14 protein-coding genes and 1 tRNA gene are annotated in these 18,654 nt (G+C 71.5%); 4 read left to right on the plus strand and 11 right to left on the minus strand.

Annotated elements, in window-relative coordinates:
- Window positions 1-16: 16 nt before the first annotated feature.
- Both OG370_RS18030 and OG370_RS18035 read right to left on the minus strand, forming a co-directional pair.
- On the minus strand, window positions 17-271 hold the full coding sequence (locus OG370_RS18030; RefSeq protein WP_328465496.1) for a hypothetical protein: 255 nt from the start codon (window positions 269-271) through the stop codon (window positions 17-19).
- A 50-nt stretch (window positions 272-321) separates the two neighbouring features.
- The gene (locus tag OG370_RS18035; protein ID WP_328465498.1) at window positions 322-471 is read right to left on the minus strand and encodes a hypothetical protein; all 150 of its coding nucleotides are present in this window, start codon (window positions 469-471) and stop codon (window positions 322-324) included.
- Between the two features lie 401 nt (window positions 472-872).
- Between OG370_RS18035 and OG370_RS18040 the strand changes: the two genes are divergently transcribed.
- Genes OG370_RS18040 through OG370_RS18050 form a run of 3 tightly spaced genes read left to right on the plus strand, consistent with a single transcriptional unit; the run spans window position 873 to window position 1,924 of the window.
- Window positions 873-1,115 (plus strand): helix-turn-helix domain-containing protein, encoded by a 243-nt coding sequence (locus tag OG370_RS18040; RefSeq protein WP_328465500.1) that lies wholly within the window; start codon window positions 873-875, stop codon window positions 1,113-1,115.
- Between the two features lie 51 nt (window positions 1,116-1,166).
- Window positions 1,167-1,727: a DUF5753 domain-containing protein gene (locus OG370_RS18045; protein WP_328474211.1), complete on the plus strand. Its 561-nt coding sequence runs from the start codon at window positions 1,167-1,169 to the stop codon at window positions 1,725-1,727.
- On the plus strand, window positions 1,706-1,924 hold the full coding sequence (locus OG370_RS18050; RefSeq protein WP_328465502.1) for a DUF397 domain-containing protein: 219 nt from the start codon (window positions 1,706-1,708) through the stop codon (window positions 1,922-1,924). The genes OG370_RS18045 and OG370_RS18050 overlap by 22 nt, the downstream gene beginning before the upstream one ends.
- Before the next feature lie 113 nt (window positions 1,925-2,037).
- Here OG370_RS18050 and mads5 read toward each other — a convergent pair whose 3' ends face one another.
- From mads5 to OG370_RS18095, 9 genes are all read right to left on the minus strand, one after another.
- Window positions 2,038-3,462, minus strand: a complete 1,425-nt coding sequence (gene mads5, locus OG370_RS18055) for a methylation-associated defense system restriction endonuclease subunit S MAD5 (protein WP_328465504.1) — start codon at window positions 3,460-3,462, stop codon at window positions 2,038-2,040.
- Complete coding sequence (gene mads4, locus OG370_RS18060) at window positions 3,459-4,271, minus strand: methylation-associated defense system protein MAD4 (protein WP_328465506.1); 813 nt, start codon at window positions 4,269-4,271, stop codon at window positions 3,459-3,461. Before mads4 ends, mads5 begins: the two co-directional genes overlap by 4 nt.
- A complete protein-coding gene (gene mads3, locus OG370_RS18065) occupies window positions 4,268-5,611 on the minus strand; it encodes a methylation-associated defense system AAA family ATPase MAD3 (protein ID WP_328465508.1) in 1,344 nt (447 codons plus the stop codon). The genes mads4 and mads3 overlap by 4 nt, the downstream gene beginning before the upstream one ends.
- The gene (gene mads2 / locus OG370_RS18070; protein ID WP_328465510.1) at window positions 5,608-7,821 is read right to left on the minus strand and encodes a methylation-associated defense system DNA methyltransferase MAD2; all 2,214 of its coding nucleotides are present in this window, start codon (window positions 7,819-7,821) and stop codon (window positions 5,608-5,610) included. The genes mads3 and mads2 overlap by 4 nt, the downstream gene beginning before the upstream one ends.
- Window positions 7,822-8,574: 753 nt before the next feature.
- Window positions 8,575-8,651 (minus strand) — tRNA-Thr (locus OG370_RS18075).
- Window positions 8,652-8,760: 109 nt separating this feature from the next.
- A complete protein-coding gene (locus tag OG370_RS18080) occupies window positions 8,761-10,359 on the minus strand; it encodes an alpha/beta hydrolase (protein WP_328465512.1) in 1,599 nt (532 codons plus the stop codon).
- A gap of 107 nt (window positions 10,360-10,466) precedes the next feature.
- The gene (locus OG370_RS18085; RefSeq protein ID WP_328465514.1) at window positions 10,467-11,753 is read right to left on the minus strand and encodes a hypothetical protein; all 1,287 of its coding nucleotides are present in this window, start codon (window positions 11,751-11,753) and stop codon (window positions 10,467-10,469) included.
- A gap of 477 nt (window positions 11,754-12,230) precedes the next feature.
- The gene (locus tag OG370_RS18090; protein WP_328465516.1) at window positions 12,231-13,460 is read right to left on the minus strand and encodes a DNA polymerase III subunit delta'; all 1,230 of its coding nucleotides are present in this window, start codon (window positions 13,458-13,460) and stop codon (window positions 12,231-12,233) included.
- A 341-nt stretch (window positions 13,461-13,801) separates the two neighbouring features.
- Window positions 13,802-16,126, minus strand: coding sequence for an asparagine synthase-related protein (locus tag OG370_RS18095; RefSeq protein ID WP_328465519.1), 2,325 nt, complete (start codon window positions 16,124-16,126; stop codon window positions 13,802-13,804).
- A gap of 866 nt (window positions 16,127-16,992) precedes the next feature.
- Between OG370_RS18095 and OG370_RS18100 the strand changes: the two genes are divergently transcribed.
- On the plus strand, window positions 16,993-18,408 hold the full coding sequence (locus tag OG370_RS18100; protein WP_328465521.1) for an MFS transporter: 1,416 nt from the start codon (window positions 16,993-16,995) through the stop codon (window positions 18,406-18,408).
- The last annotated feature ends 246 nt before the right edge of the window (window positions 18,409-18,654 follow it).

Consider the following 18,654-nt stretch of genomic DNA (forward strand, 5'->3'; position numbering starts at 1 on the left):
GAGCCCATGTCCATCCTCACGGCAGCGGTACGACGTCTCCCGGGTCGGTGGTCCACTCACGGCCGCCGCCCACTGGGCGGATGAAAGCGAGCACCCGGGGCGGCCGGACGACGGGACCCGGGACCGGCCGGCTGTCCGGGGGCTGGTACGGAAGCACGTCCCGCAGGGTGCCCTGGCGACCGGTCGCCGTGTCCCGGACCAGGGTGCCTACGGGGATGCCGGGCAGTCCGGCGGCGGGGGTGTAGGCGCTCGCGTTCACTTCCTCGTTCACTTTCGGCGACGGGTCCAGTGGGTTCTGCGGGTCCGGTGGGTTCTGGCGGCTCACGAGATCTCGCCCCGGCTACGGGCATTGGCGCGGGCCAACGCCTCGCCCGCGCCAACCGGTTCGACATCCAACGGCCGCGCCGCCCACTCCAGGCCGCCGCCCTTGGGGCGGAAGTGCACCTGCCCGCCCGCACGTTCCATCACCACGCCGTAGCGATCCCTCCTGGTGTCGTACGCCAGGTCGCCGACGGCCGGTGGTGGCGGCGGTACGGCTCCGGCGGAGGGTGCGCCCGGGACGTAGGCCGGGCTGATGTCGCGAGAGCCGATCCAGAAGCCGCCGTAGTCGGGGGCGGGTTGGGCGGGGGCCCGGTCCGGACCGGGGATGGGGCTGGGGCTGGGGCTGGGGGCAAGGCCGGTGGTGGGGTAGGAGTGTCGGGCGGCTGGGCAGCGTCCATCAGGGATCTCCGAGAACGAGGGTGCATGTAAGCGGCGGGAATCACTGCTCGTCCCCCCATCGTCACCTTCCGTCACTACCCCCGACAGGGGTGATCCGTCCCCTCCGGGGACCTGGAACAGCGAGGACCACGGCACCAAGGAGGGCCGCACGGATGACGGTTGGCACACAGGGCCTCGAATTCGCGTGCTCGGCACTGGAGTTGTACGGGACTGAACTGCACCGGCACCGGCACCGGCAGCTGGCCCGGATGTCCCTGGACCGCCTGTCGGGCATCGTCAACTACAGCAAGACGCACCTGCACGGCGTGGAGACGGGAGAACGGCTGCCGCTGCCGCCGATCTCCGAGAAGCTGGACGCGGCCTTTGGAACAGGGGAGTTGTTCCAGGGGTTGTGAAGGGTCGTCAAGCGGGAGCACACGCCTCGGCGGTTCGATCACTGCCTGGAGCTGGAGGCGAAGGCTGCGCGGATTCAGGAGTTCGGGTCCAGCATCGTTCCTGGGCTGCTTCAAACGGAGGCGTATATGCGGGCGCTGTTCCGCGAGTGCAACCCTGGAGCTGGTGTAGAGGAGATCGACAGCCTCGTAGCAGCTCGCCTGAGCCGCCAGGAGGTGCTACGCGGAGACAATCCACCGGATTCCTGGTGGATCCTCAACGAGGCGGCCGTCCGGCAGGCAGTCGGCAGTCCAACTGTGATGTACGAGCAACTCGAAGCGCTCCTGCCTCTGGTGCAAACCGGGCGTACAACGATTCAGGTCGTCCCGTTCGAGGCCGGGGCATGCGCATTGATGAACGGCGCACTCATCCTGCTCACGCTCCCTGACAACTCCACAACCGTCTATCAGGAAGGCGCTGGGAGCGGAGAAGTCTTCGACGATAGGGAGACCGTCCTGCGGCAACTGCGAGACTACGATCGCATGAAATCCTGCGCCCTGCCGCCGAAAGGGTCCGCAGCGTTGATCGAAGCGGCAATGGAGAACTTCAAGCCATGCGAGCCACCCCAGACCTGAGCGCCGCCCTGTGGCGCAAGTCCAGCTATAGCGGCGGGCAACAAGGCGACGTCTGCGTCGAGGTAGCGGACGGCGTCCCGGCCCTCGTCCCCGTCCGCAACAGCAAGACACCTCTCACTCCCGTGTTGGCCTTCGCGCCGGACGTCTGGGGCGCGTTCGTCGCCGCGCTCAAGAACGGCACGACACCCGCCGCCTGACGCCTCCGGTCACGCCCCGGTCCGCAGTGGGCCGCGGCGTCGGACACATCCAAGGCCGTTCCAGGATCTCGCACGGAACGGCACCCCCGTGTCCACGTCGAGCAGACTCGAACTCACGCGGTCGCGCTGCGCTCCAATACCGCCTGTTCCAGGAGCGCCAATGCCCAGTCTTCGTAGACGTCGGCCTCGTCGCGCTTCCGGTATGCGGTACGGATCGTTTGCTCAATGCGTTCCCGGTCCATCACGGTGAGAACTGGCACCGCGATGTCGCCGCACAAGCCAGTGTGGATGTCCTGCTGCTTGCCACCTGTAGACATAGAACGCAGGAGTCTGAAAATCACTTCAGAACGGAAAAAGGCGAATAGATAGGCTCCGGAGATTTCCGAGTCTCCAGGACGGATGCGCAAGAAATGCTCCGAGAAGGCATGTCTCAGCCAGGAGCCAGTAGCGAAGACGGGGCGAGCGAAGACCTCATTTTCGCCCAACGTTCCCTGCGAAGCAACGAGAATGGTCTCGTCTTGCGCCAACACCCCAGAGGACGTCTTCGCTTTGCTGATCCAACGCCCCTCTGGGCGCATCCAGAATGCCTGTCGCTGGCCAACAAGTTGGTAGCTAAGCTGCGGATCAGGAGCACCATCCACCCGTGTAAACCGCAACCCCCGACTCAGCTGCCCTCCCGCGCAGATTTTGCGAAGAAGCACATGATCCGCATCCCGCAACTTGCGCAGGATCCGACCTGCCCTCGGCTGGTAATTGAGCGCCCTCAGAGTCGTCGACGTGATTCCCCGCTGTGCGAACCCCAGATCCCGACGCTGCTCATGCCACCGCAGGTCGAGCAACTCCTCCAGTCCCGCCGTGGTGAACAGGTCCGTGGTCGCCGTCTCCAGCCCGGCCTGGAACTCCGCCCGGAGCCTCGCCGCATCCTCCACGAGCTCGTGAATACTCTGCTCGACCTCCGGAGCGAAACGCGGCACGGGCAGACCCGCGATGTGGTGCGGCTCGATGTGCTGGATGATCGCGCCATAGGCCTGGCTTGTGATCATGGGAACGCCGAAGCGGCTGCGCAGGAACGTGTTGAGATAGCCGGGAGGAATCCTGCCCGGATCCGGTTGGACCCGCATGACATGCTCGCTGCAGGCGTAGCCATCGATGTCAGGCCGGGCATAGGCGATCCGGCCGACACTGCCGGACCGCGTGATCAGACTCCAACCCGCGTGGATTGTCAGGCGGGGATTGAGCGCGACGGACGTCTTGGAGATCAGCGGCAGATTGGAGAAGTCTGCTTCCATGATGTCGGTACTGGAGAAGAACCGAACACCGTGTTCCGGCGAGGTGACCCAGCGGCGCAACGGCCGTCCTGCATGGAAGATCCCCTCACCGTGAAAAGTGAGTGCGCGCAGCTCCACTGTGCCGGGCAGCCGCTTCAGCAACTGCCTAGCGGCGAACGCCCCCGACAGATAGGGCGCCGCGTCCAGCCTGACCCCCTGCTCCGCGAGCCAGCCGATCCGTACCGGGTTGTCGTGGGACGCGATCTTCACTGCGTGTGCTCCGTCTGTTCCGTGTTGTCCACCGCGTAAGCCGATGTGTAAGCCGTCACGGCTCGTCCGTCCGTGGCCGGGAACCACTCGGCGAGCGTGGCCATCAGCAGCCGGAACGACTCGTCCGTGCACCCCCGCACCGACGGCAGGGCCAGCGCCAGCCGCTTGAAGATGCCGTTGAGCATGTCACGGCTGTACCCGTTCTCGTACAGGTACTCCACCGCCTTCTTCGGGTCGAGCGGCTTGTCGGCTCCGGCCTGCCACAGACCCGCCTCCGCCAGCACTTCCCTGGGGGTGCGGTCGCCGCCCTTCGCCGTCCACAGCAGGACCTTCTTGACCAGGTCGGGGTAGTCCACCCAGAACCAGTTCTCCAGCTCGGGCTCGATGACGATGACCGCGAACTGCCCCCAGGTGCCGTCGAGTTGGGCGGAGATCCGCTCGCGGATCTTGTCCGGGTCGAGCGGGTTGTCGTACGCGTGGTCGACGACGACGATCGCGCGGCGGAACTCATGCCTGCGCCGGTTGAGGATAAGCCCGGCTTCCTTCTTCACCAGTCCGGGATCGTGGCCGCCGGCGCGCACGATGTCGGTCTTGGGATTGAAGTCGAAGGGGGCACAGCTCAGCTTGTGATGGAAGTCCGGTCGTCCGAAGAAGGCGCCGATCATGGCTTCCATGCCCTTGTCCGCGACCAGGAAGACCAGTTCCCGCTTGCTCTCCTCGGCCACCGAGGCGGCCTGGCGGGGCACGGCGGGCGTCGCGGGACTCCCCCGCCCGGCGGCGCGGTTCCGCTTGGCGTTGGCGCGGCTCACTCGAACACCCCCGTGGCGAAGAGGGTGCCGAGGTCGAGGTCGTCGAGGCCGGCCCGCCAGTCGGCCATCCGGGGGTGCTGGTCGCCGCGTACGACGGTGACCGCGCCGGTGGCCGGATCCATGCGGGTGGCGAGTACGTCCGCGAGGCCGACGTTGGCCAGCACCAGCGGCGACTGGGTGGCCACGAGTACCTGGCTGCCGCGTACGTTCCGCAGGGCCTGCATGACGATCTCGATGGCCTGCGGATAGATGCCGTTCTCCGGCTCTTCGGTCAGCAGCAGGGCGGGAGTGCGGGGCAGGTACGGGAGCAGGGTGAGTGCCAGTACGCGCAGGGTGCCGTCGGACAGCCCGGAGGAGGTGACCTGGTAGCCGCCGGAGTAGGTCACGCGGAAGTAGGCGTGGCGGTCCTCCTCCCGCTCGACGACCTCCACCTGTTCCACCTGGGGCAGGGCGAGCTGGACGAGATCGACCCAGGCGCCGTACAACTCCGGGTCCTCACGGCTGAGCTGAAGCGCGAGCCAGGGGGTGTTGCGGCCCTGGGTGTCGAGTGCCGGTCCGCGGCCGGCGGGCGGGGCGGCCTGACGGAGCGCGGACCACTCGGGGTCGTAGAGGACGGCGCCGTCTCGGAGAAGGTTCTGGAACCACAGCGCGGCCGGGAACTGGGTGTCGTCGAAGGGAACGTTGGCCAGGGCCAGACTGCTGTGCTGGCTCTGGAGGGAGAGCTGGGGCGCGCGGCCGGTCTCGTCGGTGAAGCGGACCACCGTGCCGCCGGTGCGGGCGAACACCGGACGCCAGGACTCCTGCCAGGGGTATTCGACCCGGCGCGGGCGACGGCCGCTGCCCGGGATGACCACGGTTTCGTCGGGGTCGTCGAACATTTTCTGACGCGGGACGGGGCGTACGGGGTTCTCCTCGTGGAAGAGCACCAGGTATTCACCCGCGATCTCCATACCCAGACCGCTGTCGACAGGCGCGAGATGGAGTTCGTACCGCAAGTGCGTGGGAACCGGGAACCGCGGGTCGCGTGAGGATTCGGCGATCGCGTCGGCGATCTCCCCCGGGAGGACGGCCTCGACGGCGAAGCCGAAGCCACCCCCCTGGCCCCGGTGCGCCGACTCGGCGAGGGACAGCGCACGCGGCGGCCGGCCGGTGGACGGGGAGGGAGCCAGGAAGGCGTCCGCGATCTGTCGGACGGTGAGGAGGTCACGGAGCAGGACGGGGATGTCCAGCAGTGTGCTTTTGCCCGAGCCGTTGGCCCCGGCGAGGACATGGAAGCGGGACAGATCGATTGCGAGGTTCTCGAAGCAGCGGTAGTTGTAGGCCTCGATGCGAGTGATCACGTACGGGCCTTCCAGGGGAACTCGTGCGCGTGCCGCTTCACGAACTCGTGGTACTCCTCCGCGATCTTGGGAAGGTCGTTGTCGACGATGGGGCGCTGGCGCTTGAAGGTACGCAACACCTCGCGCTGCCCGATGCGGAGGACCTCCGTCTCCTCGTACTCCTCGGTGATCACGTCCCCTTCGGGAGAGCGGACCAGGACCGGGTTCCCCCGGCGGTCGACTCCCACCTTCTCGGCGACGGCCATGAACACCGGGTAGTCCGCGGCCCCGTACATGCCCTCTTCCTGCTTCTCCTGCTCGGTCTTGCGGCGCAGGAAGAGCAGGGTGGTGAGGATGTTGACGTTGGCCTCGACGATGAAGGTCTCCACCGGCAGTTCGATGCTGCCCATGACCCAGCACTCCTGAAGGATCAGCCTGCGTGCCGCCTCGTCCGACGGGCCCGGGTTGGACAGGATGCCGTTGGGCAGGACGATGCCGATACGTCCGCCGGGCTTCACCCACTCGATGGCGCGCTGGACGAAGAGCTGCTCCGGGGCGACGGCCGAGGCGGGAACGGTCGACGGCTTCAGCGTGCCGTCCTTCTCCCGGGAATAGGACCAGGCGACGCCCCACTTGCGGGCACGCGCGCGGTACTTGCCCAGGACGGCGGCTTCGGAGAAGGGGATGTCAGCGCCGAACGGCGGATTCGTCATCAGGACGTCCACATTGCCCAGCTGGATCTCCGCGACCTTCCGCGCTTCCTCGTTGCCCGGCAGATGGCCGTCGGGGAAAGCGATCGAGTCCATCTGGAAGGCGTTGCCGGCGACATCGGTGAGCATCATGACGCTCATCGCGGTGGCCCGGCGCAGGAACGGGTCGAAGTCGGCGCCGAAGATGTGCCCGCGCGCGTAGTCCGCCAGCTTCCTGCGCAGCGGGGGCAGGATCTGTGCGTACTGCTGGCTGGTGAAGGTGCCGTTCTTGGGCTTCCACTGGTCCAGCAGGTGGTTCAGGGTCTCGCGGAGGAAACCGCCCGTGCCGCAGCAGGGGTCGAAGACGGTCTCGTGCTCCTTGGGGTCGAGGATGTCCACCATCAGTCGCACGGCGCCGGTGGGGGTGAAGTACTGGCCGCGGTCACCACGCAGGTTGTCACCCACGAGTTCCTGGTACGCCACGCCCTTCGCGTCGATCGGCGTGGCATACAGGTTGAACGGAGCCAGCTCGCCGGTGATGAAGGTGAGGGCCGCGGGCGACAGGGTCAGCTCGTCGCGGTGATCGAACAGGAGCTGGTCCGCGTAGAACTTCCTGACCTCTTCGAACAGTTCCTTTATGCGTGCGGCGACCGCGGGGCTGCCCGTGTGGCCCTCGGGATCCAGGTCTTCGATACCCACCCGGAAGCGCGGCGTCCGGCCGTTCTCCCGGACCAGCCGCTCGTCATGGATCTTGGCGAACAGCACATACAGGAACTGCCAGAAGGCGGCGTCCTTGGGCAGGCCCTCATTGCCGTGGATGAAGTTGTGACAGCGCCGGAAGGCGAAGCGGAGCATGTACTCGTCGGCATGGCGCATCTCCGCCAGCGAGGAGGCGTCCCGCGTGGCGTCGAACTCCTCGGCGTCGCCGCTCGGCCAGTTCGGCAGCGGGTGGAACTCCGGCTCGAAGCGGGTGTCCTGGCGCTCGACGAAGTACAGGTCCTTGTCATCGGTCCACATGCCCAGCGTGCACGACGGCCCGGCGGCGAGCATCAGCTCGCGAAGCTCCGCCAGCTGAGCGTCCGCCTGGGCGTAGGTGCGGATCTTGGTGACGGTACGGCTGCCCTTGGGGCGGGCCTTGGTCACAACGATGCGCTTCAGGGTTTCCAGGCTCTTCGGCTTGCCGTGCTCGAAAATCGCGATACTGCCGCGCCTGCGGCTCGTCCGCCCCGTCTCGACGTTGGCGACCTGTAGCACATAGTCACGGACCATGTCGTCGGGGTTGATGCCGTACTGGTGGACGAGCACCTTGGCGATGCGCTGACGGACGACTTCGGCCTCAGTCAGTTTGACGACATCCTTGTTGCTGATGTAGTCGATCGTCTCGTCGTCGCCGAGCCTGCGTGGGGGGCCGGCCTGGTCGGAACCTTCTTTGGACCCGCCCTTGCCCCCCGACCCTTCCGGCATCGGAATTCCGAGGTCCAACTGCTCGTCCGCCATATGTACCGTCTGCTCCGTCCCGACTTTCGCCGACCGTGCCGCCAAAGAGGCCCTCGTGCGCTGCGAGCCCCACCCTAGTAGTAGCTTCTCCCCCACTCTTCGCTGCTGCCGACAGCTGCAGGACAGGACGACTGGGCAGCGGCTTTCGCAAGGGACCCACCCGGCCCGGTTCAGCGGCAGATGCCCGCAAGCGCACTGTCGCCAGCCGGTCGCAGCCCGTGTGAAAAGACGGCCGTGCCGCAGCTGCAGGCCGGGTTGTCGAGCAGCAGGAGCAGGGTGCTGGTCTCCTCGCCGATAGGGAAGGTGATCGCACAGCCCACAGCCGGATCACCGAGCCGGAGGCCGCCACCCTGCCCCCGCTCTCCCCTCCCCGGAAGTCCAGGCGGACGCCGGTGACACGCGCTGCGAGCCGCCGACCTCGGCTCGTCGTCCTCGGGGCCTCGACCCGCAGCTGAATATGTGCACACCGGTTCCGTACCTGCACCCTGCTCGGAGCGCCGCCGCAGGCCTCGCTCTTGTCAGAAAGGCATAAGACGAACCTCGATTAATCCCGGCCCCGCCAAGCAGTTCTGACAAGCATCACGCATCGTTGCCCAACGAGGCCTCGCCTACCTGATCGCCCCAGCATCTGGGGCACGAAAACAGCAGGTCAACGCCTTGGACGAGCACCGCTGTCCGTAGGGGGCGAACCCACGACCTACGCAATACGATGCACAGACCGCAGATGCCGGTTGACCCCGATCTCCAGGTCGAGATGAAAAAAACCCAGGTCACGGGCTGTGCGACCTGGAGTTTCGGTGGAGCCGCCTTCGGGATTCGAACCCGAGACCTACGCATTACGAGTGCGTTGCTCTGGCCAACTGAGCTAAGGCGGCTTGGTGCGGGGTGTGCTGCTGGGCACAAGGGTGTCAGCAGCAGCGGGGGAAAGTCTACAGGGTTGAGGAGGGTGCTCGGGACCGTGGGGGGATCATGGGGAGGGGCTGGTCAGGAGCACTTCTTGTGGGCGGGGGGGACGGTGCCCGCCAGCAGGTAGGCGTTGACGGCGGAGTCGATACAGGAGGACCCGCGGGCGTAGGCGGTGTGGCCGTCGCCGTTGTAGGTGAGGAGATGGCCGGAGCTGAGCTGGGCGGCCAGCGACTGGGCCCAGGCGTAGGGAGTGGCGGGGTCGCGGGTGGTGCCGACGACGAGGATCGGGCCGGCCCCGTCCGCGGTGATCTTCGCGGCGTGCCCGGTCGCGGGGACCGGCCAGTAGGCGCAGCCGAGGGAGGACCAGGCGAGGGTGGTGCCGAAGAGGGGCGACGCCTTGCGGAAGGAGGGCAGGGCCTTCTCGACGTCGGCGGGGGACTTGAACGCCGGGGGCAGGTCGAGGCAGTTGACCGCGGCGTTGGCGTACATGAGGTTGCTGTACTTGCCGGAGTCGTCGCGCTCGTAGTAGCTGTCGGAGAGCTGGAGGAGGGCCTCGCCCTGGCCCTTGGTCGCGTCGGCGAGGGCGCTGCGCAGGCTCGGCCAGGCGGACTGGTCGTACATCGCGGAGATCACACCGGTGGTGCCCAGGGCCTCGGTGAGCGGGCGGGCCGCGTCGCTGGTCTTCAACGGGTGGGCGTCGAGGGACTTGAAGAGGGCGGTGAGGCGCTTGCCGGCGTCGGCGACGGAGGTGGTACCGAGCGCGCAGCCGGCGCGGGCGACGCAGTCCTTGGCGAAGGCGTCGAAGGCGACCTCGAAGCCGCCGGCCTGGGTACGGCTGCTGTCCAGCGCGCTGATGGAGGGGTCCATCGCGCCGTCGAGCACGACGTGGCCCACGTTCTTGGGGAACAGCCCGGCGTAGGTGGCGCCGAGGAAGGTGCCGTACGACTTGCCGACGTAGTTGAGCTTCGGGTCGCCGAGGACGGCGCGCAGGACGTCCATGTCGCGGGCGGAGTCGACGGTGGAGACGTGGCCGAGCAGCTTGCCGGAGCGGCGGTTGCAGGCGGAGTCGAAGCCGCGGTCGGCGGTGGTGAGGGCGTTGATCTCGGCGCGGTCGTCGGGGGTGGTGTCGACGGCGGTGAAGGCGTCCATCTGCTTGTCGCTCAGGCACTCCACGGGCTCGCTGCGGGCGACGCCGCGCGGGTCGACGCCGACCATGTCGTACCGCGAGGTGACGGCGGAGGGGTAGCCGAGGGCCGCGTACTGGAGGTAGTCGATCGCGGAGCCGCCGGGGCCGCCGGGGTTGACCAGGAGGGAGCCGAGCTTCTTGCCCTTGCCGGTGGCCTTCTTCCGGGCGACGGCGAGCTTGAGGTCGTCGGCCGCCACGGGGTGGGCGTAGTCCAGCGGGACCTTCAGGGTGCCGCAGTCGAACCCGGGCACGCCGCAACTGTGCCAGCTGATCTTCTGCTTGTAGTACGACGACAGGTCCGCGGAGGAGGTGCTCGACGCGGAGGGCGCGGACGAGCCGGCCACCGACGACGACGCGGAGGGCGCCGGCGAGGAGGCCGCGGCGGCCTTGTGGCCGCTCCCTCCCGAGCATGCGGTCAGCAGCAGTCCGGTCACCGCGATCACGGTGGCGGGGATGCGGAGCAGGCGCGTGGGGTGCGTGGCGGCGGGCATCAGCGGCTCAGGTCCTCCCGTTGGGTGAGGCGAGCGTATCCGGCGGAAGCCGTCGAGGTTCGCCAACCCTGTCGCCTTTTGAGTGATTCCGGGTTTTACGGGCGGTTTCAGGGTGTGACGTGGGGGTGGCTGGGCATCGTGGAGGTGTGGGCGCGGGGTGAGGGGGTTCGCGGTGGTGTCGGCGGGGTTCGCCGGGCCGCGGAGGTGGGTGCGGGCGCGGGTCTGGGTGCGGTGACCGGCGCGGATGTGGATACGGGTGCGGTGGTGGCGGTGGTGGGTTTGCGCGCGGGTGCCGGTGTGTGGGCTGCGGGTGCCCTGGAGGTCGGTGCGGACGCGGAGTGGGGTGCGCCCGGGTGCGCGGTGCCGGTCGGCGTGGCGGTTGACGTACCGGTCGGCGTGGCGGTGACGGTCGGTGCGAACGGCGACCCGGGCGTCGGGGTGAGGCTCGCCGTCGGGGTGCGGGCCGGGCCGTCCAGCTTCTCGGTGAGATACGCGGCGACCTGGGCCGGCAGGTCCTTCGCACGGGGCACCCCGTCGAGCAGCCTGACCTGGTCGCCGGTCGGCCGGAGCGAGGTCCGCAGCCGTACCGCGGAGGCCCGTTGGCCGGCCTGCGCGGTGGTGGAGGCGAGCAGGAGGGAGGGATAGCGGCCTGCCGGGCGGGTCATGGCCGGGTAGTCGCCGGAGATGCCGACGGCAGCCGCGTAGCGGTCCGGGTGGGACAGCGCCTCGCGGACGGCGCAGGGTGCCTGCGAGCCGATCCCGATCACACCGTGCGCGGTGCGGGCGGTCAGGGTCCGGTAGCGGGCGGCCACCTCGGTGAGCACGGCAGCGGAGTCGGCGGCGCACCGGGGAGGAGCGACGAGCAGGAAGGAGTTGGCGCGGCCGCGGTTCGCCTGTCCGGCGAACGCGGAATACAGGCCAGAAGCGGCGGAGGAGCCGGCGGAGGAGGTGTGGACGATGACGACGGGATAGGCGACGCCGGACGCGGACGGGGTCGTGTAGTGGCGCGGCAGCCATACGCGGGTGCCGTCGCGCAGTTCCTGCAGGGTGCCGCCCGCGGGGTGGCCGAGGACGCGCAGTTCCGGCGGCGGCGGAGCGGGCTCGGGAGTGCGGGCGGGCGGCGACGGCATGACGTCGGGCTCGCGCGCGGCCACGGCGCGGGTACGGACCGGGCCGGCCGCGGCATCGTGCACGAGCGGCACGGCGACGGTCACGGCGAACAGCGCGGCCACGCCCGAGGCGCCCGCGCGCAGCAGGGTGCCGCGATGGTCGACGGGCAGTTCGTACACCCGCCCGGCGCGCTCGCCGTACCAGTGCCGCAGGGCCCGTACCGCCAGCAGTGCGGTCGCGCCGAGGGCCGGCAGCAGGAGGAGGACGAGTACGGCGTCGGCCACGGCGGAGCCCCTTCGGGACGGCTGCGGCCCCGCGGGGACACGGCGAGCGGCGGGGACGCTGCCTGCACCTTGCATCCGCGGGCGCCCGGCGGGCGGGACCCGGCTGCGCCCGGGCCTCGTGATCACCCGAAGGCAGCACAGGGGTGGGGTGCGACGGGTGGGGTCCGGGCTCGTACGGGGGCGGGAGCGGGACCTGGACTGATGGCGCCCGGGTGCCCCAGGCGCCGGCTCGGGCTCATGGCTCGGGGTTCGGGGCCCGGGTTCGCCGTACGGGCAGGGGCGTGGAAGGCGGGACCCCGTGACGTCCGGGCACCGCTGGACCGCGCCGCCCCGTGGGACCCGGGCATGCGTGGCGGCGGCGCCCGGGCGACTTCCACGGTGCGCACGGCACGCACGGCGCCCACCGCCGACGCCATACCCGCGCCCGACTCCGCACCCGCACCCGACGCCGTACCCGGGCGCGAACGGGTGCGCGGGTCAGCCGGCGCGGAGAGCCAGGGTCATGGCCTCGACGGCAAGCAACGGCGCCACGTTGCGGTCGAGGGCCTCGCGGCAGGCGAGCACCGCGTCGATGCGGCGCAGGCTGTGCTCGGGCCGGGAGGAGGCGGCGATCTGCTCGATGCCGTCGAGGAGATCGATGTTGGCGACGCGGTCGGGGGAGCCGCCGAGTTGGAGGTTGAGGACGTCGCGGTAGAAGCCGGCGAGGTCGGTCAGCGCGAGGTCGAGGGTGTCGCGCTGGGTGCGGGTGGCACGGCGCTTCTGGCGGTCGGCGAGGTCCTTCATCACTCCGGCGGTGCCGCGCGGCATCCGCCCACCGGTGCCGGACGCGGCGCCCAGGGCGGCGCGCAGTTCCTCGGTCTCCTTGGCGTCGACCTCTTCCGCGACGGCCTTGGCGTCCTCGCCGGCGGCGTCCACGAGTTCCTGGGCGGCGCGCAGGCAGCCGCCGATGTCGGCGACGCGCAGCGGCAGGCGCAGGACGTTCGCGCGGCGGGCGCGGGCGGACTCGTCGGTGGCCAGCCGGCGGGCCCGGTCGATGTGGCCCTGGGTGGAGCGGGCGACGCGGGCGGCCAGGTCGGGGTCGATGCCGTCCCTGCGGGTGAGGACGTCGGCGACCGCCTCCGGGGAGGGGGTGCGCAGCGTCAGCAGCCGGCAGCGGGAGCGGATCGTGGGCAGCGCGTCCTCCACGGACGGCGCGCACAGCAGCCACACCGTACGGGGGGCGGGCTCCTCGATCGCCTTGAGCAGCACGTTGGCCGCGCCCTCGGTGAGCCGGTCGGCGTCCTCCAGGACGATCACCTGCCAGCGGCCGCCGGCCGGGGAGAGCGAGGCGCGGCGGACCAGGTCGCGGGTGTCCTTGACGCCGATGCTGAGCAGGTCGGTGCGGACGGTCTCCACGTCGGCGTGGGTGCCGATCAAGGCGGTGTGGCAGCCGTCGCAGAAGCCGCAGCCGGGGGGCGCCCCCAGTTTCCGGTCCGGGCTGACGCACTGGAGCGCCGCCGCGAACGCCTTCGCCGCGGTGGCGCGGCCCGACCCGGGCGGGCCGGTGAAGAGCCAGGCGTGCGTCATCCGGGAGGCGTTGGCCGCGGGGGCGCCGGGAGGCTGTTCGGCGCCGTGGTCAGGCGTCACGAGCGCGTCCGCGGCCTGGGCGGCCGAGGCCAGTTCGGCCACCACGGCCGGCTGCCCCACCACGTCGTCCCACACGGCCATCGCGCCCGCACCTCGCCTCACGTCCGGCATCCGCCCGGCCGGCGTCTGCTCGTGTCCTGGTCTTCCGGGTACCTCCGCGGTACCTCTGCCGCGAGCCGCTGCCGTACCCGGCGCACCCGCTCCCCCATTCTGCGGGACACCCAGGACAGTCGGGCCACCTCGCCGGGCTTCCGCCGGGCCCTCGCCGGGCTTCCGCCAGGGCTACGTCCCGGTCACCCCGTCCGTCCCCCGGCCGTCCCGTCCCCGGCACCGGTCGTCCCGTTAGCGCCCGCCCGGGCACCCCGCTCGCCCCCGCGCCCCAGGCGACCGCCCACCGCGACGCACCGCCCCCGGCGCCCTCCTCACAGGGTGAGCCGCTGCACTCCCCCGGCCAGCGCGCGCTGTTCTGGCGCGTCCGTCCCCGTCCAGCACGAGCCGCGGCGCCCGAGCAGCCGGCGCAGCCACAGCTCGGTGGCCACGATCTCGCCGAGCCCTTCCAGCGCGAGCACCTCACCGCTGCCCGCGGCGCCGCCGGAAGCCCCGCCGGAGCCCGCTGCCGCCGAGGCCGCCGCGCGGAACGCCCCGCGCAGCACCCGCGCGTCGACCAGCCCCGCGTCCGCGAGCAGCGGCGCCTCGAAGAGGTCCAGCAGCGGGTCGAGCGCGCTGCGCAGCCCGATCCGGGCGGCGGACGACCCCGCGGCCGCCGGTGACCCGCTGCCCCAGCCCGGCGGCAGCCCGTGCACGCCGGCGCCGGACAGCGCCACCCGCAGCACCTCCGCGCGCGCCCCCGGCCGGACCCGCAACGCGCTCGGCAGGGCCTGGCAGGCGCGCACCACCTGGTTGTCGAGGAACGGCGCGTGCAGCCGCTGGCTCGGTACGGCCGCGGCCTGCTCCAACACCCGGTAGTCCGCGGCGTGCCGGGCCAGGGCGGCGCGGGCACGCCGTTCGCCGGGCCTTTCCAGCGGCCAGGGCCGGTGTGCCGCGTCCTGCAGGCGAACCGATACTTCGGCCAGTGCTTCCCCGGTCAGCCAGCGCGCCGCCGGGCCGGAGCGCACCCACACCATCGCGGCCAGCGACGCGGTGAGCGCGCCGCCGCCCGGGCCGTCCGGTCCGCCGAGCCCGAAGTCCCGCCGCAGCAGCGCGGACGCGACGTCCTCGACGCCCTGCCGGTACGGCGTGCGGGCCAGCCGGCGCGCGGCGCGGTAGACGGTGAGCGGCACGGTCACGGAGGTGAGCGACCCGGTGAGGGTGCCGCCGCCGTCCGCCCGGGTGAGCGCGGCCACCGGGCGCAGCAGGTGGCGGCGCCGCCGGTCCATCAACAGGTCGGCCAGCCGCGCCGGATGGGCGTCGAGCACCTGCCGGGCGCCGTAGCCGATCAGGTGGTCGGCGCCGCCCGCCGCCAGCCGTCGCCGGTGGCGTTCGGCGCTGACCAGCGCGGGCCCGGGCTCGTCGGTGAGCGCGCCGAGCCCGCCGGAGCCCTCGGACCAGCCGGAGACGAGGTCGGCGTAGGGCAGCGCCTCGGGGCCGCCGGGCACCACGATGTGCCGCAGCCGGGGGTCGGCGGCCATCTCCCGGGCCCGTTCGAGTTCGGAGAGTTCGGCCGCCGAGCCGTGCGCGCCGTCCGCACCGCCGAGCCCGCCGAGCCCGCCGACGAGGTCGTTGAAGGTGACCGCGAGCAGCCGCTCCCCGGCGAGCGACCCGGGCGCGCCGGGCAGCGTGCCGGGCATGCCGGGCAGCCCGGCCGCGAGCAGCGCCAGCGTGGAGGAGGCGATGCCACCGGAAAGGTCCGCGCCGATCCCGGGCGCCGGCCCGGCCCCGTCCAACGCACCGTCGGGCACGAAGCGCGGCTGCGCCAGCCGGACCCGTACCGCGTCGAGCAGCGCGTCGCGTACGCCCTCCACGGCGGCCAACCCGTCTGCTGTGCTGGCCGGTTGGTGGCCGACGGCCAGCGACGCGGTGGGCTCGTAACCGGTGATCTCGGGTGCGCCGTCGCGAAGGATCAGCGCGTGGCCCGGGGGCACCCGGCGCACCCCCAGGTACGGCGTGCCGTCGAGCAGGGCCTCGGGCGCGTCCGGGCAGGCGAGGGTGGCCGCGAGGTGGGTGACGTCGAGCCCCGCCTCGATCAGGTCGGCGAGCGGGAGTGCCGCGGTGGCGTACGCGGTGCCGTGCCGCCAGCGGGTGTGGAAGACCGGCAGCGCGCCGGCCAGATCGCCCAGCACCGTGATCCGGCGGCCGAGTTGGAGCACCGCGGTGTAGCTGCCGGGCCACGCGGTGACATGCCGCAGCGCGCCGCCGCGGGCCGCGACCAGGCCGAGCCGCAGCTGCGCGTCGGTGGCCCCGCACCGCCCGAGCACGGCCAGCCGGGCCACGCCCTGCGAACTCCCGTACGAGGCCGCGCCGTACGCGCCCGCGCCGCCGTAGGTGTCGGCGCCGCCGTGGCCGTTCGCGTCCCCGTAGCCGCCGTACGCGGCGGCGCCGGCGCCGTATCCCGCCGAACCGTTCGACCTGGCACGGGCGTTGGCGTCGGCGTGCACCACCCGCACCTCGTCGGGGCGCCAATCCCCCACCGCCCACAGCGGATCGGGGTCACCCCACAGGAGTTGCGCGCCGACGGGCTGGAGTGCGCGGGACCGCGCGCCGGGCAACGGACCCGCAGTGGCACTGCTCCACCCCACCAACCACCGCATCGCCGCCTCCACAGGCTGTGGACAGCCGGCACGGCTCGGCTCCGCTGCTCCCGCTGCTCGCCCCGCCGGGCCGCCACGTCTGACGTCCGAAAGACCATGCTGCCACGTGGAGACGCGCAAGGAGGCGCATGGGTGCACCAAGGCAGGCCGGGTCGCGCGCTCGGCCGGAGGGCGAAACCCGCCCGAACCGACTCGCGCGTCAACCGGCGGCGGGCCGGCGGCGAAACGTCTGGTTCGCGCCAAAGTCCGCGGCACATGCCGCAGTTGATATGCCTCGACAGCGCCGGGCAGGCCGCCTGCGGTGATCGGCGACGGTCACGGAACGTGTCCCGGAGCGGCCACGCGCCCGGGAATCACCTTTACAGAATCGGCCACGGGGTCAACGGCCCGGGAGGCGTTCGGACGCCGCCCGGGCCGGTCCGCCACCCGCGGGGATTGTGGCAGCGGAACCCCGTGGCCCGCTCCACCCCGGCATAGCCGCCTGCCGGGGTCCACGGGCCGACCCATGGCACCATGCAAGCCCAACGGCACAGCACGGCACAGAGCGCACGGCCGGGCGCACGGCCACATATACCGGGAGCACACGCCGGATCGTGCGCGCATCGCACGCCGGGCGCCCGAGGGCACCCGTCCGTTTCCGGCCATACGGCACGAGCCTCTTAACGGTCGGGATGCGGCGAACTACGCTGGGTGTACCCGGTTCGCACACGTACGCGCGGCTCGGGTGCCCGGCACACGCACCGTACCGGCCGCACCGCGGCTTCCGCGGTGGCCGAATCGGGCTCCAGGGGAGGGTGAACCCCGTACCCCATGACATCACCAGGCCGGGCCGGCCTGCCCCCAGCGGCATCACGAGGTGAACCGCAGTGAACAGAGAACACCGCGGGCCGAACGAGAAGCTCGGCACCCTTCTCGCCATGGCGGGCATCAGCAACGCCGGACTCGCCCGCCGGGTCAACGACCTCGGCGCGCAACGCGGTCTGACGCTGCGTTATGACAAGACATCGGTGGCCCGCTGGGTCACCAAGGGCATGGTGCCGCAGGGCGCGGCGCCGCATCTGATAGCCGCCGCCATCGGCAGCAAACTCGGCCGGCCCGTGCCGTTGCACGAGATAGGTCTGGCCGACGCCGACCCCGCGCCCGAAGTCGGCCTCGCCTTCCCGCGCGACGTCGGGGAGGCGGTGAAATCGGCCACCGATCTGTGGCGACTGGATCTCGCCGGGCGCCGCGGCCCCGGCGGCAGCGGCATCTGGCAGAGCTTGGCCGGTTCTTTCGCAGTGAGCGCTTACGTCACTCCCGCCTCCCGCTGGCTGATCACCCCGGCCGACGCCACCGTGGCCCGCGACGCCCCCGCCCCGGGCATGGCCCACGTCGGCCACACCGACGTCACCAAACTCCGCGAGGCCGCCGACGACGCGCGCCGCTGGGACTCCAAGTACGGCGGGGGCGATTGGCGTTCGGGCATGGTGCCGGAGTGCCTGCGGGTCGAGGCCGCGCCCCTGCTGCTCGGCTCCTACAGCGACGACGTCGGCCGCGCGCTGTTCGGCGCCACCGCCGAACTCACCCGGCTGGCGGGCTGGATGGCCTTCGACACCGGCCAACAGGAGGCCGCGCAGCGCTACTACATCCAGGCGTTGCGGCTGGCCCGCGCCGCCGCCGACGTCCCGCTCGGCGGCTACGTCCTGGCGTCGATGTCCCTCCAGGCCACCTACCGCAACTTCTCCGACGAGGGCGTCGACCTCGCCCAGGCCGCCCTGGAGCGCAACCGCGGCCTGGCCACCGCCCGCACCATGAGCTTCTTCCACCTCGTCGAGGCCCGCGCGCACGCCAAGGCCGGCGAGGCAGCCGCGTGCGGCGCCGCCCTGTCCGCGGCCGAGGCGCTGCTGGAGCGCGCCCGCGCCGGCGACGCCGACCCGAGCTGGCTCGGCTTCTACTCCTACGACCGGCTCGCCGCCGACGCCGCCGAGTGCTACCGCGACCTGCGCCTGCCGCGCCAGGTCCAGCGGTTCACCGAGCAGGCCCTGGCCCAGCCCACCGAGGAGTTCGTCCGCTCGCACGGCCTGCGGCTGGTGGTCTCCGCGGTCGCCGAGCTGGAGTCGGGCAACCTCGACGCGTGCTGCGCCGCCGGCGTCAAGGCGGTCGAGGTGGCGGGCCGGATCTCCTCCGCCCGCACCACGGAGTACGTCCGCGACCTCCTGCACCGCTTGGAGCCGTACAACGACGACCCCCAGGTGCTCGATCTGCGCGAGCGGGCCCGCCCCCTGCTGGCGGCCCCGGCGTAGGAGGTCAGGGCGGCGCGCAGCGGCGGGAGCGGCGGCGATGCCGGCACGGGTACGGGTGCCGGTACGAGCGCCGGGTACGGGTACGGGCGCCGGTGCCGGCGGTACGGGTACCGGTGGCGGCTCGGTGACCCGCGTCACCCGCTCCACCCGCGTGACCTGCGTTACTCCCGCGTCCCGCCCGCCCCGCGTCGCCCCGCCGCCCCGCGCCGCCCCCGTAGAATCGAGGGCATTGTGTCGACGCCGTCC

Origin of the sequence: Streptomyces sp. NBC_00448, assembly GCF_036014115.1 — a bacterium.
Lineage (GTDB): Bacteria > Actinomycetota > Actinomycetes > Streptomycetales > Streptomycetaceae > Actinacidiphila.